Annotated in this window: 29 protein-coding genes; 1 reads left to right on the forward strand and 28 read right to left on the reverse strand. The window is 59.1% G+C overall.

Annotated elements, in window-relative coordinates:
• Positions 1-158 precede the first annotated feature (158 nt).
• The 25 genes from GTU76_RS23205 to GTU76_RS23325 all read right to left on the reverse strand — a co-directional run bounded on the left by GTU76_RS23205 (position 159) and on the right by GTU76_RS23325 (position 22,467).
• A complete protein-coding gene (locus GTU76_RS23205) occupies positions 159-1,157 on the reverse strand; it encodes an ADP-ribosylglycohydrolase family protein (RefSeq protein WP_180699700.1) in 999 nt (332 codons plus the stop codon).
• A complete protein-coding gene (locus GTU76_RS23210; protein ID WP_175553513.1) occupies positions 1,154-1,867 on the reverse strand; it encodes a GntR family transcriptional regulator in 714 nt (237 codons plus the stop codon). The genes GTU76_RS23205 and GTU76_RS23210 overlap by 4 nt, the downstream gene beginning before the upstream one ends.
• Before the next feature lie 245 nt (positions 1,868-2,112).
• A complete protein-coding gene (araH, locus tag GTU76_RS23215) occupies positions 2,113-3,081 on the reverse strand; it encodes an L-arabinose ABC transporter permease AraH (protein WP_026000669.1) in 969 nt (322 codons plus the stop codon).
• A 12-nt stretch (positions 3,082-3,093) separates the two neighbouring features.
• Positions 3,094-4,641 carry an L-arabinose ABC transporter ATP-binding protein AraG gene (gene araG / locus GTU76_RS23220; RefSeq protein ID WP_180699701.1) on the reverse strand — a complete coding sequence of 516 codons (1,548 nt, stop codon included), beginning with the start codon at positions 4,639-4,641 and terminating at the stop codon, positions 3,094-3,096.
• A gap of 53 nt (positions 4,642-4,694) precedes the next feature.
• Positions 4,695-5,699 carry a substrate-binding domain-containing protein gene (locus tag GTU76_RS23225; protein WP_016986016.1) on the reverse strand — a complete coding sequence of 335 codons (1,005 nt, stop codon included), beginning with the start codon at positions 5,697-5,699 and terminating at the stop codon, positions 4,695-4,697.
• A gap of 136 nt (positions 5,700-5,835) precedes the next feature.
• Entirely contained in the window at positions 5,836-6,654 is an 819-nt protein-coding gene (locus GTU76_RS23230) for an SDR family oxidoreductase (RefSeq protein WP_180699702.1), read from the reverse strand.
• A gap of 271 nt (positions 6,655-6,925) precedes the next feature.
• On the reverse strand, positions 6,926-7,801 hold the full coding sequence (locus GTU76_RS23235; RefSeq protein WP_180699703.1) for an SMP-30/gluconolactonase/LRE family protein: 876 nt from the start codon (positions 7,799-7,801) through the stop codon (positions 6,926-6,928).
• 131 nt (positions 7,802-7,932) lie between these two features.
• Complete coding sequence (locus GTU76_RS23240; RefSeq protein WP_180699704.1) at positions 7,933-8,649, reverse strand: FadR/GntR family transcriptional regulator; 717 nt, start codon at positions 8,647-8,649, stop codon at positions 7,933-7,935.
• Between the two features lie 193 nt (positions 8,650-8,842).
• Positions 8,843-9,403, reverse strand: coding sequence for a DUF1285 domain-containing protein (locus GTU76_RS23245; RefSeq protein ID WP_175553509.1), 561 nt, complete (start codon positions 9,401-9,403; stop codon positions 8,843-8,845).
• A 15-nt stretch (positions 9,404-9,418) separates the two neighbouring features.
• Positions 9,419-10,024, reverse strand: coding sequence for a DUF4823 domain-containing protein (locus GTU76_RS23250; protein WP_007908280.1), 606 nt, complete (start codon positions 10,022-10,024; stop codon positions 9,419-9,421).
• Between the two features lie 171 nt (positions 10,025-10,195).
• On the reverse strand, positions 10,196-11,164 hold the full coding sequence (locus tag GTU76_RS23255; protein WP_016986021.1) for a GTP 3',8-cyclase MoaA: 969 nt from the start codon (positions 11,162-11,164) through the stop codon (positions 10,196-10,198).
• A 137-nt stretch (positions 11,165-11,301) separates the two neighbouring features.
• On the reverse strand, positions 11,302-11,940 hold the full coding sequence (locus GTU76_RS23260) for a TetR/AcrR family transcriptional regulator (protein WP_016986022.1): 639 nt from the start codon (positions 11,938-11,940) through the stop codon (positions 11,302-11,304).
• 350 nt (positions 11,941-12,290) lie between these two features.
• Complete coding sequence (locus GTU76_RS23265) at positions 12,291-13,082, reverse strand: TatD family hydrolase (RefSeq protein ID WP_180699705.1); 792 nt, start codon at positions 13,080-13,082, stop codon at positions 12,291-12,293.
• A 15-nt stretch (positions 13,083-13,097) separates the two neighbouring features.
• The gene (locus GTU76_RS23270) at positions 13,098-13,454 is read right to left on the reverse strand and encodes a PilZ domain-containing protein (RefSeq protein ID WP_007950801.1); all 357 of its coding nucleotides are present in this window, start codon (positions 13,452-13,454) and stop codon (positions 13,098-13,100) included.
• Between the two features lie 42 nt (positions 13,455-13,496).
• Positions 13,497-14,480 (reverse strand): DNA polymerase III subunit delta', encoded by a 984-nt coding sequence (locus tag GTU76_RS23275; protein WP_180699706.1) that lies wholly within the window; start codon positions 14,478-14,480, stop codon positions 13,497-13,499.
• Entirely contained in the window at positions 14,473-15,105 is a 633-nt protein-coding gene (gene tmk, locus GTU76_RS23280) for a dTMP kinase (protein WP_180699707.1), read from the reverse strand. The genes GTU76_RS23275 and tmk overlap by 8 nt, the downstream gene beginning before the upstream one ends.
• A 19-nt stretch (positions 15,106-15,124) precedes the next feature.
• Positions 15,125-16,300, reverse strand: coding sequence for an endolytic transglycosylase MltG (gene mltG / locus GTU76_RS23285; RefSeq protein WP_180699708.1), 1,176 nt, complete (start codon positions 16,298-16,300; stop codon positions 15,125-15,127).
• 3 nt (positions 16,301-16,303) lie between these two features.
• Entirely contained in the window at positions 16,304-17,119 is an 816-nt protein-coding gene (gene pabC, locus GTU76_RS23290) for an aminodeoxychorismate lyase (RefSeq protein WP_180699709.1), read from the reverse strand.
• Positions 17,119-18,363 (reverse strand): beta-ketoacyl-ACP synthase II, encoded by a 1,245-nt coding sequence (gene fabF, locus GTU76_RS23295; protein ID WP_175553503.1) that lies wholly within the window; start codon positions 18,361-18,363, stop codon positions 17,119-17,121. Before fabF ends, pabC begins: the two co-directional genes overlap by 1 nt.
• A gap of 111 nt (positions 18,364-18,474) precedes the next feature.
• Entirely contained in the window at positions 18,475-18,711 is a 237-nt protein-coding gene (gene acpP, locus GTU76_RS23300) for an acyl carrier protein (protein ID WP_003442511.1), read from the reverse strand.
• Positions 18,712-18,907: 196 nt separating this feature from the next.
• Positions 18,908-19,651, reverse strand: a complete 744-nt coding sequence (gene fabG, locus GTU76_RS23305; protein WP_007908254.1) for a 3-oxoacyl-ACP reductase FabG — start codon at positions 19,649-19,651, stop codon at positions 18,908-18,910.
• Positions 19,652-19,667: 16 nt separating this feature from the next.
• Positions 19,668-20,606, reverse strand: a complete 939-nt coding sequence (gene fabD, locus GTU76_RS23310; RefSeq protein WP_016986029.1) for an ACP S-malonyltransferase — start codon at positions 20,604-20,606, stop codon at positions 19,668-19,670.
• 122 nt (positions 20,607-20,728) lie between these two features.
• Positions 20,729-21,739, reverse strand: a complete 1,011-nt coding sequence (gene plsX / locus GTU76_RS23315) for a phosphate acyltransferase PlsX (RefSeq protein WP_180699710.1) — start codon at positions 21,737-21,739, stop codon at positions 20,729-20,731.
• A gap of 4 nt (positions 21,740-21,743) precedes the next feature.
• Positions 21,744-21,926 carry a 50S ribosomal protein L32 gene (gene rpmF / locus GTU76_RS23320; protein ID WP_003179396.1) on the reverse strand — a complete coding sequence of 61 codons (183 nt, stop codon included), beginning with the start codon at positions 21,924-21,926 and terminating at the stop codon, positions 21,744-21,746.
• A gap of 13 nt (positions 21,927-21,939) precedes the next feature.
• Positions 21,940-22,467 (reverse strand): YceD family protein, encoded by a 528-nt coding sequence (locus tag GTU76_RS23325; RefSeq protein WP_008086273.1) that lies wholly within the window; start codon positions 22,465-22,467, stop codon positions 21,940-21,942.
• Between the two features lie 105 nt (positions 22,468-22,572).
• Between GTU76_RS23325 and GTU76_RS23330 the strand changes: the two genes are divergently transcribed.
• Entirely contained in the window at positions 22,573-23,151 is a 579-nt protein-coding gene (locus GTU76_RS23330) for a Maf family protein (RefSeq protein ID WP_175553502.1), read from the forward strand.
• A gap of 50 nt (positions 23,152-23,201) precedes the next feature.
• On the opposite strand, the gene sppA is transcribed toward GTU76_RS23330, so the two are convergent.
• Genes sppA through rluC form a run of 3 tightly spaced genes read right to left on the reverse strand, consistent with a single transcriptional unit; the run spans position 23,202 to position 25,824 of the window.
• Entirely contained in the window at positions 23,202-24,191 is a 990-nt protein-coding gene (sppA, locus tag GTU76_RS23335) for a signal peptide peptidase SppA (protein ID WP_016986032.1), read from the reverse strand.
• A gap of 24 nt (positions 24,192-24,215) precedes the next feature.
• Positions 24,216-24,878 (reverse strand): HAD-IA family hydrolase, encoded by a 663-nt coding sequence (locus GTU76_RS23340; RefSeq protein ID WP_016986033.1) that lies wholly within the window; start codon positions 24,876-24,878, stop codon positions 24,216-24,218.
• Positions 24,865-25,824: a 23S rRNA pseudouridine(955/2504/2580) synthase RluC gene (gene rluC, locus GTU76_RS23345; RefSeq protein ID WP_034155359.1), complete on the reverse strand. Its 960-nt coding sequence runs from the start codon at positions 25,822-25,824 to the stop codon at positions 24,865-24,867. Before rluC ends, GTU76_RS23340 begins: the two co-directional genes overlap by 14 nt.
• Between the last annotated feature and the right edge of the window lie 134 nt (positions 25,825-25,958).

Here is a 25,958-nt window from a genome sequence, read left to right on the forward strand (position 1 = left end):
TAGCCCGCAAGCTTGCCCGGGTGGTATTTGCTCTGCTGAAAAATCAGAGCGAATACTCACCTAAAGCCGTTTAGGGGCTAGGCATGAACCATAGAATCTCCCACAGGGATCACGCCGTATCTGTGGGAGCGAGCTTGCTCGCGAAGGCGTCAGCCCAATCAGCGCAAAGCCAACAGCCCCTGCACCAACGGCTCAAGCTCCAGATGATTGACGACCTTCACCGTGTCGATCATCGGCGCCGGCCAGCTCTCAAGACCCAGGCAGGCCCCAAGCATCGCGCCAAGAATCGCCGCGATGGTGTCAGTGTCACCGCCAAGACTGGCGGCCATGCACAGCGCCTCGAACGCGCTCATCTCACCGACCGCCACTTGCTGTGCCAGTGCGAACGAAACCACCACCGACTCCTGCGACGCCACCGAAGTACCGATCACGTCGTAGAGCAGATCCGCGAGCAAAGCCTTGTCGCTGTCGACACTGATGGTGCGCGCCCAACTGATGCGCGAGGCAATGCGCCCACCGGCCACCCAGTGCCCGTGTGATTCCGCTTGTTGAGCGATTTGCTGACCGAGGTTCAACGCCTCACCCAGGTCCATGCCATTGATGCCAGCGGATACCACCGCCGCCACCGCCGCCGCACTGGAAATCCCCAGTGTGGTGTTGTGCGTGACCTGGCAGGCCTGCACGACCGCTGCGATGAATCGCTGAGGGTCGGCAACATCCGCCGCGATTCCCACTGGCGTAATGCGCATCGCTGCGCCGTTAGTAGTGCCGTAGCGCCCGGCCTCTTCCGGCGAGTGCCCGGCGAGGATCATTTCGATGGCGCGTTTGGTCGACGGCCCGAGCAAGTCCTGCGAGCCCTTGGCCTGCATCTCGGCTTCCCACTCGATCAAGCGTTGCGCGAGGATCGCCGGTTCGATGCGGCCCTTGCCTTCGACCAGCAACTCGCCGACCAGAATCGCCTGCTCGGTGTCGTCGGTGATTGAGCCTTTGGGCATGTTCGCTGCGATCGGTTGCAGGGGGCCGGCTTCCTGCAGATCGGTAATCTGGCCGAAGCGGGTCTTGATCGTTTCGCGGTTCAGCGATTGCGTCGGCATGCCCAGCGCATCACCGAGGGCCAGGCCATAGAAAGCGCCGAGAGCACGGTTGAGCGCAGTCATTTCGATTCTCCAAATTGCAGGTGCAGACGGAAATGCACCGGGTCGAGTAGGCTTTCGACCTGCTCCATGAAGCGGTTCTGGCGGTCGTAGGTGGTGCGCAGCGCTTTGAGGAATACCGTGCCTTCAGGCCGGCCGAGCAGTGCGGCGTCTTCGGCATTCAGCGGTTCGGCGCCGATCCATTGATCGCCACGCTCACCGATGTAGCCGTAGGCGGCCAGAGTGATGGTCAGGGAGTTGTCGATCAGACCGACGCGCGGCAGGCTTTCCAGGCCGCCGGTCGCTGGCATCAAAGAGCGTTCGAGGGACACCAGCGTACCGTCGTTGGAGCGGCGGCGACGGTCGAGGGTGATGAATTGGTCTGTACCGAAACGCGAGAACAGATCCGGACGGGTCACGGCTTCCAGACGCAGCACTTCGGTGTTGATCAACACGCCGCTGTCGGCCAAGGCCTGCGCCCATCCGCTGCGCTGGTCGAGCACCACCCCGTCGAAGGTGACGATGGAGCCGACGCCGCTTTGCGTGGCGATGTATTTGCGCCGTTTCAGTTCGGCCAGCGCTTCACGCAACGTGCCTCGGCTGACTTGGAATTCTTGAGCCAACTGATGCTCGCCAGGCAACAGAAAGCCGTCCTCCATGAGGCCGCTTTCGATGCGCCGGACGAGTTCGTCGACCACCCGTTGTTTCTTGTCAAATCGTACCTGTCTAATCATGTACAAATTGATAACCGAAACGGGTGAGGGTGAGCAAGGGAAATTTAGGGGAAGAGACAGAAGGTTGAAAGTCAAAGGCACCCTCACCCTAGCCCTCTCCCGGAGGGAGAGGGGACTGATCGAGGTGTTTATTCGAATTACATCGACCTGAAATATCCAGTCGAACTCAGGTTTGAAAAGCTAGGAGATCTGCTCCCTTTCCCCCTCTCCCTCTGGGAGAGGGCTGGGGTGAGGGGCTCTTGATCTTAGCGTTGCTTCAGACGGTCAATCACAACGGCCAGCAGCAGGATCGAACCACGAATCACATACTGATAAAACGTATCGATATTCTTCAAGTTCATCGCATTCTCAATAATCGCCAAAATCAACACCCCGGCAATCACATGCCGAATCATGCCGATCCCGCCACTCAACGACACCCCGCCCAACACACAAGCCGAGATCACCGTCAGCTCAAATCCCTGACCAATCATCGGCTGCCCCGAGGTCATCCGCGACGCCAATATCACCCCGGCCAACGCACCAATCACACCATGCACGGCAAAGATAATGATCTTGGTCCGGTCAACGTTCACACCCGCCAGCAACGCCGCTTCCTGGTTGCCACCGATGGCCATGGTGTTGCGCCCGTAGGTGGTGTAATTCAGCAGCCAGCCAAAAAACAGAAAGCAGACGATGGTGATCAGAATCGGCACCGGCACACCAAACAACTGGCCGTTACCAAAAACGAAGAACGATTCCTGCGACACACCCACCGCTTTGCCATTGGCAAAAATGTAAGCCAGACCGCGAACAATCTGCATGGTCGCCAACGTCGTGATCAAGGCATTGACGCGCAGCTTGGCAATCACAATCCCGTTGATCAACCCGACAATCAGGCCCATCACCAACGCCGCACTGACACCCAGAAACACGCTATTGGTGTCACGCATCACCACCGCCGCAACCACCCCGGCGCAGGCAATCACCGAGCCCACCGACAAGTCGAAATGCCCCGACGCCAGGCAGTACAACATGGTGCACGCGGCGATCCCGGTGGTGGAAATCGCCAGGCCCAGACCACGCATGTTCAGCGGCGAGAGGAAGTTATCGATCAGCAGCGTACAGGCTACGAAAATGCCCACAGCCGCCAGCAGCATGACCCAGTCATCAAGGAAGCGCCGCATGTCCAGCGGCTTGCGCTCTTTGGGCAGGGTTTCGTTTTGGGTTGTCATCATAGTCACCTCTCAGTTCGCCACGCCGTCAGCGCGGTGGCGCGGCAAAGCCAGTTGCAGCAGGTTGGATTCATTGGCCTGGTCGCGGCTGATTTCGCCGCGCAGGGCGCCTTCGCAGAGCACCAGAATGCGGTCGGAAATGCCCATCACTTCCATCAGGTCGCTGGACACCACAATCACCGAAATGCCCTCGGCGGCGAGGTTATGGATGATCTGGTAGATCTCGGCCTTGGCGCCGATATCGATGCCGCGCGTCGGTTCGTCGAGCAGCAAAACTTTCATCGGCATCGACAACCAACGACCGAGAATGGCCTTCTGCTGATTGCCGCCGGAAAGGAATTTGATCTGTTGCCCGGCGTGTGGCGTTTTCACCTTCAGCGCCTTGATCTGTTTGTCGGCGTTGCCCTTTTCCCACAAGCCGCGAATCAGGCAACCGAGGCCAGAATTGGCCCCACGTGCACTGATGTTGATGTTCTCGGCAACGCTGGCCAGCGGGATGATGCCTTCCTTCTTGCGATCCTCCGGACAGAGCAAAATGCCCGCCGCAATCGCGTCGCGCGGTGAGCGCAGTTTCAGTTCATGACCGCGCAATTCGAGGCGTCCAGCGGTGTTGCGTTCCAGCCCGCTGAGCAGCCGAAACAGCTCGGTGCGCCCCGCCCCGACCAGTCCGAACAAACCAAGGATTTCACCTTTGTGTGCCTCGAAACTGATCGGCTCGCGCAGACCCGGGCCGAGCAGGCCGGAGACCTTCAGGGCCACTGCGCCGCGTGGACGATGGCGGTAATCGTAGATGTCCTGAATGTCGCGCCCGACCATGCAGGTCACCAGTTGATCGTGGCTCAACTGGCTCATGTCTTCGAAGGTGCGCACGTAGCGACCGTCCTTGAACACCGTCACGGCGTCGCAGATGCGGAACACTTCTTCCATGCGATGCGAGACGTAGAGCACCACTTTGCCCTCGTCGCGCAGGCGGCCGATGATCGCCATCAAGCGGTCGATTTCGCGGGCCGAAAGGCTGCTGGTCGGTTCATCGAAAGCGATCACATGGGCGCCGCGCGACAGCGCTTTGGCGATTTCCACCAGTTGCCGCTGACCGAGGGACAAGCGCCCGACCTTGGTTTGCGGGTCGATTTCGTCGGCCAGGCCTTTCAGGCAATTCAGCGCTTGCTGGCGCAGTGTGCTGCGATTGATCAAGCCGAAACTGGCCGGCAAATGGCCGAGAAACAGGTTTTCAGCGACGGTCATTTCCGGCACCAGATGCAGCTCCTGGTGAATCACCGCGACGCCGCTGCCGATGCTGTCAGCGGTCGACTTGAACGCCATGGTCTGCTCGCCGATCTGCAACTCGCCGCTGCTCGGAATGTAGGCACCGCCGAGGATTTTCAGCAGGGTCGATTTGCCGGCGCCGTTCTCGCCCATCAAGGCATGAACCTGGCCCGGATGCGCGACGAAGCTGATGGCGTCCAGTGCCTTCACACCGGGAAAGGTTTTGCCGATCCCGTTGAAGCGCAGGCTGCCGCTGGAGCTGTGTTGTGCTTGTGTCTGTACTTGCGCGTGCATAAAGCCACCTCTTCACACCGAAAAACGGCCCGGCTGCCCGGGCCGTCGCGGCATCAGTTCCACAGGCCGATTTTTTCCAGCTCTTGCTTGAAGTTCTCGCGGGTGATCAGGGTGACGTCGTCCATGGCGGTGTACTTCGGCGGTTCTTTGCCGGTGGTGACCCACTCGTACATCATCTCTGCGGTCTTGTAGCCTTCGATGTGCGGGCTTGGCAGCATCGAACCGAAGAAACCGCTGTTGGGCTTTTTCAGTTCGCCGATGGCGTCAGTGCCGTTGATGCCGATGCCGATCACGTTGGCCGCGGCAAAACCGGCGGCTTCGGTGGCGCGTACGCCGCCGAGCACGGTGTTGTCGTTCATGCCGCCGATGATCAGGTTTTTCGCCGCGCTCGGCAGTTTCACCAGTGCCGAGTTGGTGGCGTCCATGCTGCCCGGTACGTCGAGGGTTTTCAGCGCAGCGAAGAGGATGTGATCCTTCGGCAGGCCGGCGTCTTCAAGGGATTTCACCGAGCCGTCGGTGCGTTTCTTGCCGGTGTCGAGTTCGTTGTAGGTGTTGACCACCGCGTAGGTGTCTTTCCAGTCCCAATTACGCTTCTTCGCTTCGGCAACCATGGCGTTGCCCTGCTTCTGGCCGACTTCGAACGCGGCCATGCCGAGGTACGGCACGTCTTCCATGAATTTGCCGTTGGCGTCGACGAAACGGTCATCGACGGCAATCACTTTCAGGTCATTGAGTTTGGCTTTGGCCATGATTGCCGGGCCGAGCGAGACATCCGGCGGGCAGATCACGAAACCCTTGGCGCCGTTGGCGGCAAGGCTGTCGATGGCCGAGAGGGTTTTCTCACCGTCCGGCACAGCGATCTTGATCAGTTCGAAGCCCTTGTCTTTGGCGGCTTTCTCGGCGAAGGCCCACTCGGTCTGGAACCACGGCTCTTCCGCCTGCTTGACCAGAAAACCGATTTTCACGGTATCGGCAGCGAGCAGCGCACTGCTCAGGCTGAACGCGGTAACCGCCAGGGCGGTACTGCACAGGGTACGAATCCCGAAACGACGTTTCATAAGCTGACTCCTTGTTATTTTTTTTGAGCAATGTTTGAAAAGCGTTAAAGCGTGTTCCTGCAAAATCTTCTGACAATAGTCATATCGTATGATGATTGGATTGCAAACGGATTTATCCGCGTGAAAGCCATTGCGCTCAGTCGTGGTACATCACCGAGCGCCCACCATCGATGGTGATGCATGACGCATTGATGAACGGCGCTTCATCACTGGCCAGAAACACCGCAGTCATTGCCACTTCGAGCGGCTGACCGATGCGTTTCGGCGGATGCAGATCGAAAGCGCGCTGACGTTCGGCGTGCGGGTCGGCGAAACCGTTCCAGTAATCGACGTTCAGCTGCGTTTCGATATACCCCGGGGCGATGGCGTTGACGCGAATGCCTTTCGCCGCGTACTCGATGCCGAGCGCGCGGGTCAGGCCGAGCAAACCGTGCTTGGCCACCGGATACGGGAAGCAGCCGGGAATGATGTGGCTGGAATGGGTCGACGCGATGTTGATGATGCTACCAACGCCCTGCTCGATCATCTGCGGCAGCACCGCTTTGCAACCGAACCAGGCGCCATCGAGATCGATGGCGAAGCAGCGATGCCAATCTTCTTCGGTCATTTCCAATGGATCGCGGAACACGTTGACTCCGGCGCAGTTGACCAGCACGTCGATGCGCCCGTGCAGCTCAACGGCGCGCTTGGCCATGGCGTGCAGATCGTGCTGACGCGAGACATCCGCCTTCAGCGCCTGCACATCAAAGCCCTGCTCGCGCCAGTGCGCGGCAACCTGTTCAACCTTCTCGGCCTGAATATCGCTGATGACCAGTTTCGCTCGCTGCGAAGCGAAAGCAGCGACGATGGCTTCGCCGATGCCTTGCGCAGCACCGGTCAGCAGCACGACCTTGTTTTTCAGTCGCTCGCCCTTCGGCGGCGCGGGCACCGGCGGCAGGGAAAGGGGTTCAGCCATGGAACAGGACTCCTGTTTCGCGAGCACAAAAAAACCGGGCATCTGCCGATGTCCGGTCTGGAAGGCGGTTTGAACGAAACAGGCAGGCGCGGCCGACAGCTTGGGGCCGTTGCGAGACGCGGACTCCACACGGGAGTGCGATAGACATTCGCTGCATCACTTCACCTGTTTTGTTCTTTTTAAGTGTGAGTGCGTGTTACTGCTGCTGCCGACTATAAACCCGACCGCCAAATAATCTCAATATATAATTTTGCATCCCATATTTTGGGATTTAATCTGCAAAGCGTGTACAGATTTTTCCTGCAACATCAACGCGCATTGTCAGTACCGCGCCATCCAGTGGATGGTTGTGCGGGCTCTTGGCGCTGGTGATGAACAGGGTTTTCAGGTCTTCACCGCCGAATACACAACTGGTCGGGCGGCTGACGGGCAGGTCGATTTTGCGGTCGACCTTGCCGTCAGGCGTCAGGCGCAGCAGGCAGGTGCCGTCCCAACGGGCATTCCACACATAGCCTTCGGCATCCATCGCCGAGCCGTCCGGGCCGCCCTGCTGGTCGGGACCGTACCAGACTTGTGCGGCATCGAGATGGCCGTCGGTGTGAATGAAGTAGCGATGCAGCGTGCTGTCCATGCTGTCGCCGAACAGCAGCGTGGTGCCGTCGTCGCTCCACAGCAAAGTGTTGGGAATCCCCAGATTGCGCAGTAAGGGTGTGACGCGTTTATCCGGATCGATCCGGAACAGGCCACCGGAACGACGGCTGATCGGCAGGTCTTCGCCCTGCTCGCCGATGTTGTTTTGCATGGTGCCGAGCCACAGATGACCTTGACCATCGCAGCGTGCTTCGTTGGGGCGATTGCCCGGTTGCGGATCGGCGACGCAGAACAGCGTCAGACGTGGTTCTAGGCCCGGAGAGTCGAGATCGAGACGGTAGACGCCACTGCTCAGGGTCACCAGTGCATCGCCGCTGGCGCAGGGGATGAACGCGGAGACGTGCTCAGGCATCTGCCAGATCTGTACATTCTGGCCAATCAGGCGTAGGGCCTGTTTGCCAGCGATGTCTACCCAGTACAGCGCCTGGGTTGGCGCGTCCCAGAAAGGGCCTTCACCGAGCTGAGCGCGGTGTTGGGTCAGGGCGGTCCACGGCATATGACGGTCTCCATTGTTCTTGTTTTTGCTGTAGGAGTGAGCCTGCTCGCGATCGCGGTGGACCAGTCGAAGCTACTTTGCCTGATACGACGCTATCGCGAGCAGGCTCACTCCTACAGGGGATTTTTTTGTTAGCTGGCTTTTCTGTCGGCCATGACTTTCGGGTAAAAGCGTTTGATCGCCAGATCCGCGTTGTCGATCAGGGTCATGCACGCCCACACACCGCGCGCGGAATCGCGGGCGGCGATGGCATCCGCCATGTCTTTGTGGATCGGCAAAGTGCGGCGCAGTTCATCCGGGTCGGCCGCAGAAACTTCAAACGACACAGCGAGCAACGCGCCGAGCGCCGGAACCATTTGTTCGATGAATTGATTGTGGCTGGCCGCGAGGATGCATTCGTGGAAGACCTGATCGGCGCGATTGTAATCGGTGCCGCTGTCGACCGCGCGCTCAAGGGCGTTATAGGCCAGTTGCACCGCTTCGATCTGGTCCAGCGTCGCCCGCTCACACGCCCAGCGCACAGCCATGGGTTCGATGGTGCGGCGCAGGTCGAGCAAGTCATCGACGAAGTTTTCCGGCAAGCCATTACGCGACAGCCAACCGACGACCTGCGGATCGAACAGGTTCCAGCGCCGCACCGGCAATACGCGGGTGCCGACTTTCGGCCCGACTTCGAGCATGCCTTTGGCGACGAGGGTTTTGATCGCTTCGCGAATGACCGTGCGGCTGACCCCGAGCTGTTCGCCCAGATCGGCCTCGACCTTGATGGTCTGCCCCGGCTTGACGTGGCCAGCGGCAATCCAACTGCCCAGCCAGTCAACGGTCGACGCATGAAAGCTGCTGGACATGAACACCTCAAAGCGGATCGCAATGGGTGAACACGCTAATCATCATATGATTAACAGTCAATCAGGATTTTTCAGACGCGCCACAAAACCAAATGTGGGAGCGAGCTTGCTCGCGAAGGCGTTTTGTCTGCCAGCCTAGATATTGACTGGCAGAACGCATTCGCGAGCAAGCTCGCTCCCACAGGGTTCGGATTTAGGGTTCGAGGCCGATGCGGAAAAACTCGCCACCGCTCCACACACCGAGCCAACGCTGCCCGTCGACCTCGCGGCTCACCGCCAGCTCCACCAGTTGATAGAACACATTGCGATGAATCAGCGCTTCAAGGTTGGTGCGCACATGCACGTAAGGCGCAGGCTCCTGCGTCGCCGGATCAATCTCGACGCGGATCGGATGCTCCGGCCCGGCCTCGGCGGTTTCTTCAACGTTGGTAGTAAAGCGCAACAACTGCGCCTCCCCTACGCCTTCAACCTCGACCGCAATCGCCACAAACGGCGCATCATCGACCTTGATCCCGACCTTCTCGACCGGTGTGATCAGGAAATAATCATCGCCATCGCGGCGCATGATCGTGGAGAACAATTTGACCATCGGCTTGCGCCCGATCGGCGTACCCAGGTAATACCAGGTGCCGTCGCGGGCGATGCGCATGTCGATGTCGCCGCAGAAGTCCGGGTTCCACAAGTGCACCGGCGGCAAGCCTTTGGTTTTGGGGATCTGTCCCAACAGGTCATTGGCTTTCTGCGGGCCACTCATGGCGTTCTCCTTGAATTATTGGTCGCCGACTCCCAACAGGCTGCGCGCGTACTGTGCCAGCGGCGGGCCGATCAGGTCTTCGGGCTTGCTGTCGTGGAACGTCAGTAAACCGCCACGACTCTTGATGCGTGCAGTATCAATCAAATACTGGGTGCTGGTCTCGATCAACATGATCTGAATCACGCCGCCATCGATGCCGAGGCGATCGACCGCCTCCTCATCTAGCCATTCATCGGAGTTGCCGATGCGGTCGTCAGCCTTGGCGAAACGCGTGTACAGCAGATAGTGCGCACCGGCATCGCGAGCTTCGCCCATCGCCTGATCGAGGCCTTCCGGCGCGCGAGCACGGCGGACCATCGGGAAGTATTCGACGAAGCCCTTGAAGGCTTCTTCAGCTACCACGTTCGGGCGCGGGTAAGAACCGCCCGGCGGCGCAAAGGCGCCTTGGGCGATGTAGATGAACGAGTCCGGCTGAATGCGGAAGTTGTTTACACGACGGCTGTCGCTGTGATCCAGCAGGCCCGCGTCGCTCATCTGGTAGCGAGTGCCTTCGGCCATATCGCTGACAGTCATACAGCCGCCAAGCGCCAAAACGGCCAGCAGCAAAACCAGGCTACGCATCCTATTCCTCCAGAGGCCGGTGACGGAAAACCGGCGAATGGCCGTTGGATGCAGCTTTTGCGCCAGCTCTGGTTCTTCGTTGATTGATAAATCGTATTCGCGAGCAAGCTCGCTCCCACATTCGAAATGCATTCCAAATGAGGGAGCGAGCTTGCTCGCGAAAGCGGTTGTTCAGCCGCCGATGATTTTCATGATGGTCGCGCCGCCGGAGAACGCCACTTCCTGCTTGTCCCCCAACGCCTTGACCAGCAAACGCTGGAGCGCCGGCAGCGCCTGATGGCGCGGCTTGTCGAGCAAATCGCCGACATAGTGACGGTTGCTCGACGACAGGCAGCCATGCAGCCAACCGGTCGATGACAGACGCAAACGCGAGCACGTCCGGCAGAACGGTACGCTTTCGTTGGCGATCACACCGAAGTTGCCCAACCCCGGGATCGCATAGCGCACGGCCGTGGCGTCTACGGGGGCATCGGTTTGTGCGTACTCATAACGTTCGCCAATCAGCTCCAGCAACTGCTGCAGGCTGACGAACTGTTGCAGGAACGCATTGTTGTCCTTGGCCAGGTGGCCCATGCGCATCAGCTCGATGAAGCGCAGTTCGTATCCGCGTTCCAGGCAGTAATCGAGCAACGGCATCACCTGATCAAGGTTCTGCCCGCGCAACGGCACCATGTTGACCTTGATCTTCATCCCCGCCGCCTTCGCCTGATCCATGCCGTCGAGCACGGTGGCCAGATCGCCGCCACGGGCGATGCTGCGGAACGCTCCGGCGTCGAGGGTATCGAGGGACACGTTGATCCGGCGCAGACCGGCATCCACCAGCAGCGGCAGTTTCTTCGCGAGGAGTTGGCCGTTGGTGGTCAGACTGATGTCTTCCAGGCCCATCTTGCCGACAGCGGTCATGAACGATTCGAGTTTGGGACTGACCAGCGGCTCACCGCCAGTGATGCGCAGCCGTTCAATGCCGGCGGCTTCGATCAGATACGCCACGCCACGAGCCATGGCTTCGGCCGACAATTCATCCTGCGCAGCCACCAACCGCTTGCCGTTGGGCACGCAGTAAGTACACGCGTAATTGCAGGCTGAAGTCAGACTGATCCGCAAATTGCGAAAACGCCTGCCTTGACGGTCAACGATCATGATCACTCCGGCGAAAGAATTTCGAGCCGCTAAAACTTGACTCACAAATCAAGTTTTAGCAAGCCCTATGCCTGAGTATATTCCTGCGGTACTGCGTCATGTAGCGAAATCATGGCGCAATAAGGCTGCTGAATGGCTCAGCTGCTTGGCGTTTCCGGGTCACGCTTGCGTTTGTTGCCCATGCGCACGCCGATGTCCATCAGGAACTGGAAGAAACCTTCCTGATCTTCCAGCACATTGCTCCAGAACGGCGAGTGATACAGCGCCACAGCGCCGTGCACCAGCGCCCAGGCCGCGCAGTAGTGGAAGTACGGCGGCACGTCTTCGAGCTTGCCTTCGCTGATGCGGCCCTTGATCAACAAGGTCAGGCGTTCGAAGTTCGAGGCACGGATCTTGTGCAGCTCCTCGACCATCTCCGGCACCTGATTGCCCTTGACCACCTTCTCTTCGAGGCGGTCGAACAGGCGATAGCGCTGCGGGTCGCGCATGCGGAATTCGAAGTAGGCGCGGGACAGCGCTTCCTTGTCCTTGTCGACATCGGCTGAATGCAGCAGCTCGTTCAAATCACGCTCGTAATCGAGCATCAGGCGCAGATAGATCTCGGCCTTGGATTTGAAGTGCTTGTAGATCGTGCCTTTGCCGATACCCACGGCATCAGCAATCATCTCGACGGTGACACTGTCTTCACCTTGGTCGAGGAACAGCTTGAGCGCGGTATCGAGAATTTCTTGCTCGCGGCGACGAAACTCACGGACCTTACGGGGTTCTTTGTGCATAAGAAAAGGTCTGAAGGGTCAAAATTCGAAGCCGCGTATTATGCCTAACTTGCGCAAAAATGCACGGATCATCGACCATATCTGTGTTTCATGTTCGTTTTGAGAACGTTTTGGGCGCAATGAGAACTCAACTGAAGCAAACGTATTCCAAATTTGTTTAAAAACCCCGACCGGCTCACTGGACTGCACGCCAGACTGATCAATACTTGAACTGTCGGGCGACATCTCCCCCAAGTGTCGCGCCGATAAAGGTACCAAGGGACCGCGTGCCTTTGTTTTACTCCTAATGGTCTTAACCCGGATTCACCCCCCAGAACCCGGGTTTTTTTTGCCTGCGATTTGGCAATCGGCTACACGGCAGATTTAACACTCGCCAGCGGGAACAGGCGCTTGAAGTTCTCGGTGGTCTGCTCGGCAAAACGCTCGTAGTTCTCACCGCGCAACATCGCCAGGAATTCCGCCACCTCGCGCACGTATTGCGGCAGGTTGGGCTTGCCGCGATAAGGAATCGGCGCCAGATACGGTGAATCGGTTTCCACAAGCAGACGATCCGCCGGAACCTTGCTCGCGACATCGCGCAACGCATCGGCATTGCGGAACGTGACGATGCCGGAAAGGGAAATGTAATAACCCATGTCCAGCGCAGCCTTGGCCATGTCCCAGTCTTCGGTGAAGCAATGCAGCACACCGGCCTGAGGCAAGGCCGCATCGCGCAGCAACTCAAGGGTATCGGCACGGGCGCCACGGGTGTGGATGATCACCGGTTTGCCAGTCTGCTGCGCCGCCTGCAGGTGCAGACGGAATGACTCCTGCTGCAGTTCGGCGGCTTCCGGTTCGTAGTGATAGTCGAGGCCGGTTTCACCGATCGCCACCACTTTCGGGTGATTGAGTTCGTGCAGCAGCCAGTCCAGCGCTGGGGCCGCGCCCGGCTTCACATCCAGCGGGTGCACACCCACCGAACAATCAACGTCGTCATAACGCTCAGCCAGGGCTTTGACGTCGGCAGCGTTGTCGGCGCTGACGCCGATGCACAGGAAGTGCCCTACTCCGCGCTGCCGGGCTGCATCGAGTGCAGCATCCAGCGAACCGTCATGGGCGGCGAGGTCGAGGCGATCAAGGTGACAATGGGAATCTACGAGCATAAAAAAGACGGCTACTTACATCGTATGAGTGGGACGGTCGGATTTAAGGGCTCCGGCCAGATGGGTTTCGATGCGACTGCGCGCGGTGTTGTCGCCATCGTTGAACTGCACGCCGACACCGGCGGCGCGATTGCCCTGCGCACCTTTGGGCGTGATCCAGGCGACCTTGCCGGCCACCGGAATTTTCTCGGCCTCGTCCATCAGGTTGAGCAGCATGAACACCTCGTCGCCCAACTTGTAGCTCTTGTTGGTCGGGATGAACAAGCCACCGTTCTTGATGAACGGCATGTAAGCGGCGTAGAGCACCGACTTGTCCTTGATGGTCAGGGACAAAATGCCGTTGCGTGGCCCCGGGCTGACGGGTTCATTCATGTTGACCTCCACTGCTGATGTTCAGAGTCTAGGTACACATTCTTATCTTTGACCAGGCAATCCCGCCCATTGCACCAACAACGCCTCCAGCAGCAACGCCGGATTGAGGTTGGCCTTGCTCATGACTTTCTGGCGCTGGGCGAGAATCCAGTCCTGAATCTCCAGCACTTTGCCCTGCGCACTTTTCTGCGCCAGGTACTGCACGACTTTACGCATGTCGGCCAGACCGAGACCTGCTTCATCCTGAGTCAATTGATACCGCAGGATCAGGCTCGACCAATCGCAGAACCAGTCGAACAGGCGCAGCATCGGAATGCTTTTCCACTCTTCGGCCAATTGCGTCGGCGATTGCTGCTGCTTGAGCAACTTCTTCACGCCTTCGACCACTTGCGCACGCTGTTCGCGCACGCCTTGGGATTGCAAACTGACCGCCATCAACGGCGAACCGGCCGCCAGCGTCAGCAATTCGACACGCTCGTCTTCGGAGCAATCCGGCAGCGCATGAGCCAGCCATTGCAGGCTCATTGCCTCGCCCGGCAACGGACAGGCTTGCTGCACGCAACGGCTTTTGATGGTCGGTAGCAAACGGCTGGTCTGATGGCTGACCAATAGCAAAACCGTATCGCCGGACGGCTCTTCAAGGCTTTTCAGCAAGGCGTTGGCGGCGTTGATGTTCATCGACTCGACTGGCTCGATCAGCACCACTTTGCGCCCGCCCAGTTGCGCGGTTTGCACCACGAAACTGACCAGATCACGCACCTGATCAACCTTGATGGCCTTGTCGGCTTCTTCCGGTTCGAGGATGTAATTATCCGGGTGACTACCGGCCTTGAGCAGCAGGCAGGATTTGCACTCGCCGCAGGCTTGCGGCGTCGGCCGCTGGCACAACAAGCTGGCCATCAGGCGTTCGGCCAACGCGCGTTTGCCGATGCCCGCCGGGCCGTGCAGCAGATAGGCGTGCGCGTGCTGCTTACGCCCGGCCAGTTGCTGCCAGAGGCTGTCCTGCCACGGGTAGGCCTCAGCCACGGGCCAGCTCCAGCAAATTCGGAATCAGGGTATCCAGCGATTGTTGAACCTTGACCAACGGCTGACCGGCATCGATGCGCACATAACGCGCAGGATCCGCTTCAGCACGCTTGAGGAAGGCACTACGCACGGCCTCGAAAAACGCCCGGCCTTCCAGCTCGAAACGATCCAGACGGCCACGGGCACTGGCGCGGGCCAGACCGATTTCCACCGGCAGATCGAAAATCAGCGTCAGATCCGGGCGCAGATCGCCTTGCACGAACGCTTCCAGCGCCGCGATGCGCTCCAGCGACAAACCACGACCGCCACCCTGATAGGCGTAGGTCGAATCGGTAAAGCGATCACACAGCACCACCGCACCACGGGCCAGCGCCGGGCGAATCACTTCGGCCAGATGCTGGGCGCGTGCAGCGAACACCAGCAACAGCTCGGTGTCGGGGTTCATGACTTCGTCGGCCGGGGCCAGCAGCACATCGCGAATCCGCTCGGCCAATGGTGTGCCGCCTGGTTCGCGGGTCAGCACGACTTCAATACCGGCGGCGCGCAGGCGCTCGGCGAGGTATTCGCGGTTAGTGCTTTTGCCGGCGCCTTCCGGGCCTTCCAGGGTAATAAACAAGCCAGTCACAGGCAGTCCTTAATCAACGTCATTGCGTGTTTTGTGGGGCGGCGGCTTCTGGAGCGGGCGCAGGCTCCTGCGGCGCAACTTGTGGCAACGATTCCGGCGCTGTATCCGGAGACGCTGCCGGAATCGCTTCCTCGTTGGCGGGAGCGGCTTCAGGCGTTGTCGCTGGCGCCGGACTGGAGCGGTAATCGGCACGTCGCTTGAGCTGATACTCACGCACCGCATTGTTGTGTGCATCCAGATCATCGGAGAACACATGGCTGCCATCGCCACGTGCAACGAAGTACAGGCTGGTGCCGTCCACCGGATTCAGCGCTGCGTGAATCGCTTCACGCCCGACCATCGCGATCGGCGTCGGCGGCAAGCCGGGGATCACATAAGTGTTATACGCCGTCGGCTCTTTCAGATGCGCGCGGGTCAACTTGCCGGTGTAGCGATCGCCCAGACCATAGATGACGGTCGGATCGGTCTGCAACTGCATGCCCAGGGCCATGCGACGCACGAAGACCCCGGCAATCTGCCCACGCTCCTGCGGCACGCCGGTTTCCTTCTCGACCAGCGACGCCATGATCAGCGCTTGATACGGTTCGGTATACGGCAGATCGGCAGAACGACTCTCCCACTCTTTCGCCAAAACTTCATCGAGACGATCGAAAGACTTCTTCAGCAGCTCGGCATCGGACATGCCGCGCACGAAGCGGTAGGTATCGGGGAAGAAACGCCCTTCCGGGAACAACCCTTTATGACCAATCTTCGCCATGACGTCGCTGTCGCTCAAACCGTTCAGGGTCTGTTCGATCTTTTCGTCTTTGGCCAACGCCGCGCGCACTTGATGGAAGTTCCAGCCCTCAACCAGCGTCAGGCTGTACTGAACCACGTCGCCACGCTTCCACAAGTCGATCAGGCCGTTAACGGTCATGCCCGGCTGCATGCGGTATTCACCGCTGTGGATCGGGGTGCCCGCGAGATTGAAGCGCCAATAGACCCGCAACCAGAACGCGTCCTTGATGACGCCATCGGTTTCGAGTGAAAGGAAAGTGCGGGTCGGTGTAGAGCCTTTCGGCACATCCAGCAGTTCTTCCTGCTTGATGTTCAGAGGCTGTTCCAGTGCAGAGTGAATCTTCCAGGCGCTGGCGCCCAGCAACAGCCCTGCCAGAACCAGTCCGGTTTCCAGCAGCAGCAAAAGTTTACGTCTCACAAATCAGGCATCCAGTAGGGCGCGGGCAATGGTTTGCAGTTTACGGGTGAGCGGGCCAACCGGCCAGCTCAGTGCAGCACAGGCGCGTACCGGCCAGACGCCATACACGCTGTTGCAGACAAATACTTCATCGGCCCATTGCAGCTGTTCGAGGCTGATGTCGGCGATTTGCGTGGGGATGGCCAATGACTCGGCCTGAAACAATATTTCGGCGCGCATCACCCCGGCGACACCGCAACGCTTCAGATCCGGCGTTATCAGCACACCGTCGCTAACCAGAAACAAATTGCTGAACACACCCTCGATCACCCTACCGACCTGATCCAGCATCAAGCCTTCGGCGTGTTCGCTGTCCTGCCATTCGGCACGGGCGAGAACCTGCTCCAGGCGATTGAGGTGTTTGAGTCCGGCGAGAAGCGGCTGCTTGGACAGTCGCGTGTTGCATGGAAACAGGCGAACGCCTTGTTCAGCATGCACAGCAGGATAAGCCGCCGCAGGATTGCCTTGCAGAATGCGTCGGCCCGGCGCTGCGGGATCTGGCGCATAACCGCGCAAACCGTCGCCACGGGTGAGGATCAGCTTGAGCACGCCCTCGCCCATCGCTGCCGCATAGCTCAGCAGCTCATGGCGGATCTGGTCGATATCGGCGGCGATGGCCAGACGCGCACAGCCATCGGCCAGACGCGCCAGGTGCCGATCCAGCAGGATCGGCTGGCCGCTACGCACGGCGATAGTCTCGAAAAGACCATCACCGTAAGCCAGGCCGCGATCTTTCAGCGACAGAGTGTCAGCCGGTTGACCGTCGACCCAGCAGTCCATCAGCCTGCGAACCGGCGGAATGCCAGGGTGCCGTTGGTGCCGCCAAAACCGAAGGAGTTGGACAGGACGACATCGATGTCCATGTTTCGCGCGGTGTGCGGCACGAAATCGAGATCGCAGCCTTCATCCGGCTCATCGAGGTTGATGGTCGGCGGCGCTACCTGGCTGTTGATCGCCAGCACGCTGAAGATTGCTTCAACTGCGCCCGCCGCACCCAACAGGTGACCGGTCATCGATTTGGTCGAGCTGACTGCCAGCTTGTAGGCGTGCTCGCCGAACACCGACTTGATCGCGTTGGCTTCGGCGAGGTCACCAGCCGGAGTCGAGGTACCGTGGGCATTGATGTACTGCACTTGATCGATGTTGATCTTCGCATCACGCAGTGCGTTGGTGATGCAGCGTGCTGCACCGGCGCCGTCGGCTGGCGGCGAGGTCATGTGGAAGGCATCGCCGCTGGTGCCGAAGCCGATCAGCTCGGCGTAGATGGTCGCGCCGCGCGCCTTGGCGTGCTCCAGCTCTTCGAGAACCAGTGCACCGGCACCGTCGGACAACACGAAACCGTCACGACCCTTGTCCCACGGACGGCTGGCGCGAGTCGGCTCATCGTTGCGGGTCGACAGCGCACGGGACGCACCGAAGCCGCCCATGCCCAGGCCGCACGCGGCCATCTCGGCACCGCCGGCAATCATCACGTCGGCTTCGTCGTACATGATGTTGCGCGCCGCCATGCCGATGCAGTGCGTACCGGTGGTGCATGCAGTGGCGATGGCGTAGTTAGGTCCCTGTGCACCCAGGTGGATGGACAGGAAACCGGAAATCATATTGATGATCGAGCCTGGTACGAAGAATGGCGAGATTCGACGCGGACCCGTCTCATGCAGGGTACGGCTGGTTTCTTCGATGTTGGTCAGCCCGCCGATACCCGAACCCATGGCCACGCCAATGCGTTCACGGTTGGCGTCGGTGACTTCCAGACCGGCGTTGCGCACGGCTTGAAAGCCTGCGGCGAGACCGTACTGAATGAACAGGTCGAGCTTGCGCGCTTCCTTGACCGACAGGTATTCCTCGACATTGAAGCCCTTTACCGAGCCGCCAAAGCGGGTGGAATAGGCAGAAAGGTCGGTGTGTTCGATCAGACCAATGCCACTGCGGCCAGCCAGAATGCCCTGCCAACTGCTCGGCACATCCGTGCCCAGTGGCGACAACATACCCATACCGGTGACTACGACGCGTCTACGCGACACAGCACTCTCCTTTTTCAAATGACGACGACTTTGCATCAGGCCTAAAGAAAAAACCGCACGCCATGATGGCAGTGCGGTTTTTCCATGACAGCAAACAACGATTACAAGCTATTACGCCTGATGGTTAGTAACGTAATCGATTGCAGCTTGTACAGTAGTGATCTTCTCAGCTTCTTCGTCAGGGATTTCGGTCTCGAATTCCTCTTCCAGAGCCATCACCAGCTCAACGGTGTCAAGGGAGTCGGCACCCAGGTCTTCTACGAAGGAAGCGGTGTTGACCACTTCTTCTTCTTTAACACCCAGTTGCTCGGCAACGATTTTCTTGACGCGCTCTTCGATGGTGCTCATACCTTGTTTTCACTCCTAATGGACAAATTCAGGCAGCTGGCCAGTGGGTAAGTGTATAGAAAGACTTTTCAGTTTTTCAACTGAAAGCTTCACTCCTCAAACCCTGCAGCCCTCTGCCTATAAATAGATTGCAGCTTTATAACGGATTTTAGACAGCTCGTATGACATTTTTTTGAAGCAATCCGTCACATTTTACTTACATGTACATCCCACCGTTCACCGGGATTGTAGCCCCAGTGACGTATGCCGCACCGTCGGATGCAAGAAAAGCGACCACAGACGCGATCTCTTGAGCTTGTCCCAGACGACCCAGCGGAATCTGCGTCTGCAAGGCTTCACGCTGTGCTTCAGGCAGTTCGCGGGTCATATCGGTGTCGATGAACCCAGGGGTTACCGAGTTGACCGTAATCGAACGCGAACCGACTTCACGCGCCATTGCACGGCTGAAACCTTCCAGACCGGCCTTGGCGGCTGCATAGTTTACTTGGCCAGCGTTGCCCATGGCACCCACTACCGAGCCAATACTGATAATTCGACCCCAGCGAGCCTTGGTCATGCCGCGCAGAACGCCCTTGGACAGGCGGAATAGACTGTTCAGATTGGTATCGATCACGTCGTACCACTCATCGTCTTTCATGCGCATCATCAGGTTATCGCGGGTGATGCCGGCATTATTGACCAGGATCGCCACTGGCGCACCGAACTGCTCCTGAATGCTCGCCAGCACTGCGCTGACCGATTCATCGCTGGTCACGTTCAGCTCAAGGCCAGTGCCCTGAATACCGTTTTCCTTCAGGGTTGCAGCGATACGCTCAGCGCCCGAAGCGGAAGTCGCGGTGCCAATAACGATGGCGCCCTGACGACCCAGCTCCAGTGCGATAGCCTGGCCGATACCGCGGCTTGCACCGGTGACCAGTGCAACTTTACCTTGCAGACTCATGCAAGTTTCTCCTGATTCAGGCTTGCGCTGCGCGAGCGGCAGCGAAAGCGTCTGGGGTATTGAGGTTGGAAGTCGCCACGCCTTCGGCGCAACGCTTGTTCAGACCGGCCAGGACTTTGCCCGGGCCGCATTCGACCAGATTGGTCGCGCCCTTGGCGGCCAGAGTCTGTACCGACTCGACCCAGCGCACTGGCTTGTACAGTTGTTCGAGCAGATCACGCTTGAGGGTTTCCAGATCGGCCGGCACTTGCGCGCTGACGTTCTGTACCACCGGGATCTGCGGCGCCTGCCAGTCGATGGCGGCGATGGATTCGGCGAAGCGCTCGGCGGCCGGGCGCATCAGTTCGCAGTGCGACGGCACGCTCACCGGCAGCGGCATGGCGCGCTTGGCACCACGCGCCTTGCAGCCTTCAATGGCGCGCTCAACGGCAGCCTTGGCGCCGGCAATGACCACCTGGCCCGGAGAGTTGAAGTTGACCGCACTGACCACGTCGCCTTGCGCAGCTTCAGCGCAGGCCGCCAGCACGTCAGCGTCTTCCAGACCGAGGATGGCAGCCATGCCGCCCTGCCCGGCCGGAACCGCTTCCTGCATCAGTTGACCACGGCGCTCAACGAGCTTGACCGCGTCAGCCAGCGTCAGGCTGCCAGCAGCAACCAGCGCGCTGTATTCACCCAGGCTGTGACCGGCAACGAATGCCGGACGCGCACCACCTTCAGCCAGCCACAGACGCCACAGAGCGATCGAAGCGGTCAGAATGGCCGGTTGGGTTTTGTCGGTTTGATTGAGCAGCTCTTCCGGGCCCTGCTGGGTCAGTGCCCACAGGTCATAACCCAGAGCCTCAGAGGCCTCTTTGAAAGTTTCGAGGATCAACGGATATTCCGCGCCCAGCTCGGCCAACATGCCGAGGGACTGCGAACCCTGTCCTGGAAAGACGAATGCGAGGGAAGCAGACATGTAACAAGCCCCTAATGATCTTGTCGTCGGAAAATGACGTCCCGTTGGGGACGCAAGAAACTGACAGTTGGATGGCCCTTTGAACCGGGCGGTCACATTTAAGCATTGTCCGACGAAAACGCCTAAGACAACAAATCCTCCAGACGACCGTGGAGGCGTTCGGGAAGATTCTCCTGAATCTCGATCAGCGCGCGCTGAATCGCACTCTGAAAGCCCTGAACCCCGGCCGAACCGTGACTTTTCACAACAATGCCCTGCAAACCGAGAAAGCTTGCGCCGTTATGTCGCGCCGGCGCCAGATCGGCCTGCAAGCGCTTCATCAGCGGCAACGCCAAAGCCCCCACGGCACGGGAGACGAGATTTCTTTTGAACAACGCTTCAATGCGCGCAGCAATCATCGTCGCCAGCCCTTCGCTGGACTTGAGCAGGATGTTGCCGACGAATCCATCACACACCACCACATCAGCTTCGCCACGATACAAGCCGTCGCCTTCGATAAAGCCGATGTAGTTGATGCCGCGAGCAGCCTGCAACAGCGTCGCCGCCAGCTTGACCTGCTGATTGCCCTTGATGTCTTCGGTGCCGATGTTCAGCAGCGCGACACGCGGGCGATGGATGCCCAGCGTCTGCGCCGCCACCGAGCCCATCACCGCAAACTGCAGCAGATGTTCGGCACTGCAGTCGACGTTGGCGCCCAGATCGAGCAACTGGCAATAACCCTTCTGCGTTGGAATCGCCGCCACCATCGCCGGCCGATCAATACCCGGCAGCGTCTTCAGCACAAACCGCGACAACGCCATCAATGCACCGGTATTGCCAGCACTGACACAGGCCTGAGCCTTGCCATCGCGCACAAGTTCAAGGGCGACACGCATCGACGAATCCGGCTTGCCACGCAAGGCCTGGGTCGGCTTTTCGTCCATGGTAATGACTTCACTGGCCGCAACAATCGCCAGGCGCGCGCGATCAGCAGCCGATTGGCCGTGGATCAATTCTTCAAGAAGGGAGGGTTGACCGACGAGGGTCAGGTGCAGCGAGGGCGTAGCAGACAGACAAGCAAGGCTGGCCTGAACAATGCTGCGGGGACCGAAGTCCCCGCCCATTGCGTCAATCGCGATGACTTGAGCGGACAAGTGATTACTCGTCAGCGCCCTTGTCGATCACTTTACGGCCACGGTATACGCCTTCTGGCGATACGTGGTGACGCAGGTGAACTTCACCAGTGGTTTTTTCTACAGACAGGGTGCTAGCCTCGAGAGCGTCGTGCGAACGGCGCATGTCACGGGCAGAGCGGGATTTTTTGTTCTGCTGAACAGCCATAATTGATTAACTCCTAAACGTTTGGGTCACGCTTTAACTGCGCCAATACACTGAACGGGTTGGACCGCGTTGACTCGTCCTCGCTCGGTTCGGGCTCATCGAGACCCGCCGGCTGCTGGCATTCTTCCGGATGATGAGCAGGCACAATGGGCAAGGCGAGCAGAAGCTCCTCCTCGATCAGTGACTGCAGATCCAATGGATCTTCGCCCAGTTCCAGCACGTCATAACCTTTCGGCAACGACTGGGTATTCGCACCCTCTTTCACCACAGCATAACTGCATTCGCTGTGGATCGGCAGGGTGACCAGCTCAAGACAACGCTGGCAAACCATTTTGACCTCGGTGTCGATAAAGCTGTGGATCACCACAGATTTACGTTCATCTCGCTCAAAAACGAATTTCGCCTGCACCGTACCGACATCGTCGGAAAGCGGGTCGCAGAGTCTCTTCAAATCGGCCAGCAGCAGTTCACCTTGAAGGGTGGTGCCACGGTCAGCCAATTTGCGCGGGTCAACGTGAGGTGGAATCGGGTCATTCAACATAGGCGCAGCATTATAGGGATGCACCCACCCATGTCAAAGGAAATTGTGCCCTGTCCGTCACTTGCGTGCCTCCGCTAGAATTCGCATCTGCCTCAGGAGACGCGAATGCTGCCTTTATTACTCGCTTCAAGCTCGACCTACCGCCGGGAATTGCTCGCCCGCCTGCACCTGCCGTTCGTCTGCAGCTCGCCGGATATCGATGAAAGTCATCGCCCGAACGAGTCAGCCATCGAACTGGTCAAACGCCTCGCCGAGCAAAAAGCCCGCGCACTGGCCGACAGTCATCCCGCTCATCTGATCATCGGCTCGGACCAGGTTGCTGTGCTCGGCGAGCAGATCATCGGCAAGCCGCACACCTTCGAGAAGGCTCGCGAGCAACTGCTGGCCGCGAGCGGCGCCAGCGTGACCTTCCTGACCGGCCTGGCCCTGCTCAACAGCCAGACCGGTCAGTGCCAGATCGACTACGTGCCATTCACCGTCCACATGCGCACACTGGATGAAGCACGCGTCGAACGTTACTTGCGCATTGAACAGCCTTACGACTGCGCAGGCAGCTTCAAGGCGGAAGGCCTTGGCGTGAGCCTGTTTCAATCCACCGAAGGCCCTGACGCCACCAGTTTGATCGGCCTGCCGCTGATTCGCTTGATCGACATGCTGCTGGCCGAAGGCGTGCAAATCCCCTAATCCACAAAAAACCGGCCATCAAGGCCGGTTTTTTATTTAACTGCGACTTTTTAACGCAACGAAGGCCCGTGGAAACCCATCCACATCGCCAACTGCTCAGCCACACTGGCGCCAAGCTTCTTCGAGAAGCGATCGAACGGCGACTCCTGAACGGTGAAGTCCACCAGCTCTTTCTCGCCAATCACATCACGCGCCACCGAACTGGCATTGCCCAGACCATCGATCAAGCCCAGCGGCAGCGCCTGCTCGCCCGACCAGACCAGCCCAGAGAACAGCTCCGGATGATCTTTGTCCTTCAGGCGATCACCACGACCCTGCTTGACGCTATTGATGAACTGCTTGTGCGTGGTATCGAGCACGCTCTGCCAGAATGCCGTTTCTTCAGGTTTCTGCGGCTGGAACGGATCGAGGAACGATTTGTGCTCGCCCGAGGTGTACGTACGACGCTCGACACCCAGCTTCTCCATGGTGCCGACAAAGCCATAACCGGCCGCCGTCACACCAATCGAACCGACCAGGCTCGCCTTGTCGGCATAGATCTGATCCGCCGCGCTGGCGATGTAATAGGCACCGGACGCCCCCAGATCGGAAATCACCGCATACAGTTTGATATCCGGATGCAGGCCGCGCAGACGCTTGATCTCGTCATACACATAACCCGATTGCACCGGACTGCCGCCCGGGCTGTTGATCCGCAGGATCACACCCTTGACCTTCTTGTCCTCGAACGCCGCCCGCAGGCTGCCGACAATATTGTCGGCGCTGGCCGGCTCTTTATCGGCGATCACGCCGGTGACGTCGATCAGCGCGGTGTAGTTCGGCCCGCGCGTGGCACTCTTTTCCATGTCCATCAGCGGCGTGAACAGAATCAGCGCCACAAACAGATAAACAAACGTCAGCAGTTTGAAGAAAATTCCCCAACGTCGCGAACGGCGCTGTTCCTGCACACCGGCCAGCAGGGTCTTTTCCAACAGCTTCCAGCTTTTCTCGTCACCGCCGTCGGCACTTGCCTTGGCCGGTGCTTTCCATTCGTCGGTCATGCCATCCACCCCAGCAAAAACGTATTAAGCCTGCTGTCCCAGCCAGGCATGCAATTCGCAAAAACGGTCGATCGACAGGCGCGGCTCGAACTGCTGCAGCGACTCGATCGATTGCGCGCCATAACTGACCGCCACCGAATCCATCCCCGCATTGCGCGCCATCAGCAGATCAAAGGACGAATCCCCGACCATCAGCGCCTGCTCCGCACGCACACCACAATGCGCAAGGATCTGCTCCAGCATCAGAGGGTGCGGCTTGCTCGCAGTTTCATCGGCAGCACGGGTGATATCGAAATAATCTTCCCAGCCATTGGCCTTGAGCACCCGATCCAGCCCCCGGCGATTCTTGCCGGTGGCGACAGCCAGGTGATAACCCTGCTCGCGAAACGACGCCATCGACTCGACAACACCTTCGAACAACGGCGAAGGCACAGCCTCTGCAGCGATGTAGTGATCGGCGTAATACTCGCGAAACAACGTCATTTCGGCATCGCTGATTTCGGGATACAGCGTACGAATCGCCTCGGGCAAGCCCAGTCCAATGATGCCTTTGACGGCAAAATCATCGCGCAACTCGAAACCGGAGCGCCCGGATGCGGAATGCATGGCCTCGACGATCCGATGGATGGAATCGGCCAGGGTGCCGTCCCAATCGAAAATCAGCAGCTTGTAATCAGATGGGCGCACTCAATCGCTCCACGGTCTTGGCCCACATTTCATCGACCGGCGCCTGCAAGGTCAGCTTGCCGCCATCAGGCAACGGCACGGTCAGCATGTAGGCGTGCAGGAACAGGCGCTTACCACCCAGATCGCGGATTTCCTTGGTGAAATCCTCGTCGCCATACTTGCTGTCACCAGCAATGCAATGGCCGGCATGCAAGGTGTGCACGCGAATCTGGTGGGTTCGACCGGTAACCGGCTTGGCCTCGACCATGGTGGCGAAATCACCGAAACGGCGCAGCACCTTGAACATGGTCAGGGCTTCTTTGCCTTCGTCATTGACTTCGACCATGCGCTCGCCGGAACGCAGATTGCTCTTGAGCAATGGCGCACTGACTTTCTTGATCGAGGTCGCCCAGTTGCCGCGAACCAGCGCCATGTAGCGCTTGTCGACGCCATCGCCGCGTAATTGCTCGTGCAAGTGGCGCAACATGCTGCGCTTTTTGGCGATCATCAGCAGGCCGGAGGTGTCGCGGTCGAGACGGTGAACCAGCTCCAGCTCTTTGGCATCGGGACGCAACTGACGAAAGGCTTCGATCACGCCGAAATTCAAGCCACTGCCACCGTGAACCGCAATGCCAGCGGGCTTGTTGATCACGATCAGGGCTTTGTCTTCGAAGACAATCGAGGCTTCCAGGCGCTGCAACAAGCCTTGGGCGAGTGGCACCGGCTCATCACGCTCAGGCACGCGAACCGGCGGCACGCGCACGATATCACCGGCCTGCAGCTTGTATTCGGGCTTGATCCGACCTTTGTTCACACGCACTTCGCCTTTGCGCAAAATGCGGTAAATCAAAGTCTTGGGCACGCCTTTGAGCCGGGCGAGGAGAAAATTGTCGATTCGTTGGCCGGCATACTCCGGCGAGACTTCAAGCAATTGAACGCCTGGAGTCGAAGGGGCAGTAGTTGTCATGCCGCGGATGATAACAATTTTTATGGAATTGAAGCACTTAATCATTGCTGCTATAGTCGCGAACGCCGCCAAAAGCGGCCTGGACAGAGGAACCACGGTCAAAAACCGGCCCTGACCAACGCAATTCACCAGGA

It is taken from the genome of Pseudomonas crudilactis, assembly GCF_013433315.1.
Lineage (GTDB): Bacteria > Pseudomonadota > Gammaproteobacteria > Pseudomonadales > Pseudomonadaceae > Aquipseudomonas > Aquipseudomonas crudilactis.

Coding starts and splice junctions, on each gene's coding strand:
- sppA (WP_016986032.1), bottom strand. CDS start 24,191: ATGACCGACGAATGGAAAGCACCGGCCAAGGCAAGTGCCGACGGCGGT.
- GTU76_RS23250 (WP_007908280.1), bottom strand. CDS start 10,024: ATGCGTAGCCTGGTTTTGCTGCTGGCCGTTTTGGCGCTTGGCGGCTGT.
- GTU76_RS23260 (WP_016986022.1), bottom strand. CDS start 11,940: ATGCACAAAGAACCCCGTAAGGTCCGTGAGTTTCGTCGCCGCGAGCAA.
- GTU76_RS23270 (WP_007950801.1), bottom strand. CDS start 13,454: ATGAATGAACCCGTCAGCCCGGGGCCACGCAACGGCATTTTGTCCCTG.
- araH (WP_026000669.1), bottom strand. CDS start 3,081: ATGACAACCCAAAACGAAACCCTGCCCAAAGAGCGCAAGCCGCTGGAC.
- fabD (WP_016986029.1), bottom strand. CDS start 20,606: ATGTCTGCTTCCCTCGCATTCGTCTTTCCAGGACAGGGTTCGCAGTCC.
- GTU76_RS23330 (WP_175553502.1), top strand. CDS start 22,573: ATGCTGCCTTTATTACTCGCTTCAAGCTCGACCTACCGCCGGGAATTG.
- GTU76_RS23210 (WP_175553513.1), bottom strand. CDS start 1,867: ATGATTAGACAGGTACGATTTGACAAGAAACAACGGGTGGTCGACGAA.
- GTU76_RS23265 (WP_180699705.1), bottom strand. CDS start 13,082: ATGCTCGTAGATTCCCATTGTCACCTTGATCGCCTCGACCTCGCCGCC.
- GTU76_RS23230 (WP_180699702.1), bottom strand. CDS start 6,654: ATGGCTGAACCCCTTTCCCTGCCGCCGGTGCCCGCGCCGCCGAAGGGC.
- araG (WP_180699701.1), bottom strand. CDS start 4,641: ATGCACGCGCAAGTACAGACACAAGCACAACACAGCTCCAGCGGCAGC.
- acpP (WP_003442511.1), bottom strand. CDS start 18,711: ATGAGCACCATCGAAGAGCGCGTCAAGAAAATCGTTGCCGAGCAACTG.
- GTU76_RS23235 (WP_180699703.1), bottom strand. CDS start 7,801: ATGCCGTGGACCGCCCTGACCCAACACCGCGCTCAGCTCGGTGAAGGC.
- rluC (WP_034155359.1), bottom strand. CDS start 25,824: ATGACAACTACTGCCCCTTCGACTCCAGGCGTTCAATTGCTTGAAGTC.
- GTU76_RS23240 (WP_180699704.1), bottom strand. CDS start 8,649: ATGTCCAGCAGCTTTCATGCGTCGACCGTTGACTGGCTGGGCAGTTGG.
- fabG (WP_007908254.1), bottom strand. CDS start 19,651: ATGAGTCTGCAAGGTAAAGTTGCACTGGTCACCGGTGCAAGCCGCGGT.
- GTU76_RS23255 (WP_016986021.1), bottom strand. CDS start 11,164: ATGATCGTTGACCGTCAAGGCAGGCGTTTTCGCAATTTGCGGATCAGT.
- pabC (WP_180699709.1), bottom strand. CDS start 17,119: ATGGACTGCTGGGTCGACGGTCAACCGGCTGACACTCTGTCGCTGAAA.
- GTU76_RS23205 (WP_180699700.1), bottom strand. CDS start 1,157: ATGACTGCGCTCAACCGTGCTCTCGGCGCTTTCTATGGCCTGGCCCTC.
- GTU76_RS23225 (WP_016986016.1), bottom strand. CDS start 5,699: ATGAAACGTCGTTTCGGGATTCGTACCCTGTGCAGTACCGCCCTGGCG.
- GTU76_RS23245 (WP_175553509.1), bottom strand. CDS start 9,403: ATGAGTGGCCCGCAGAAAGCCAATGACCTGTTGGGACAGATCCCCAAA.
- rpmF (WP_003179396.1), bottom strand. CDS start 21,926: ATGGCTGTTCAGCAGAACAAAAAATCCCGCTCTGCCCGTGACATGCGC.
- GTU76_RS23325 (WP_008086273.1), bottom strand. CDS start 22,467: ATGTTGAATGACCCGATTCCACCTCACGTTGACCCGCGCAAATTGGCT.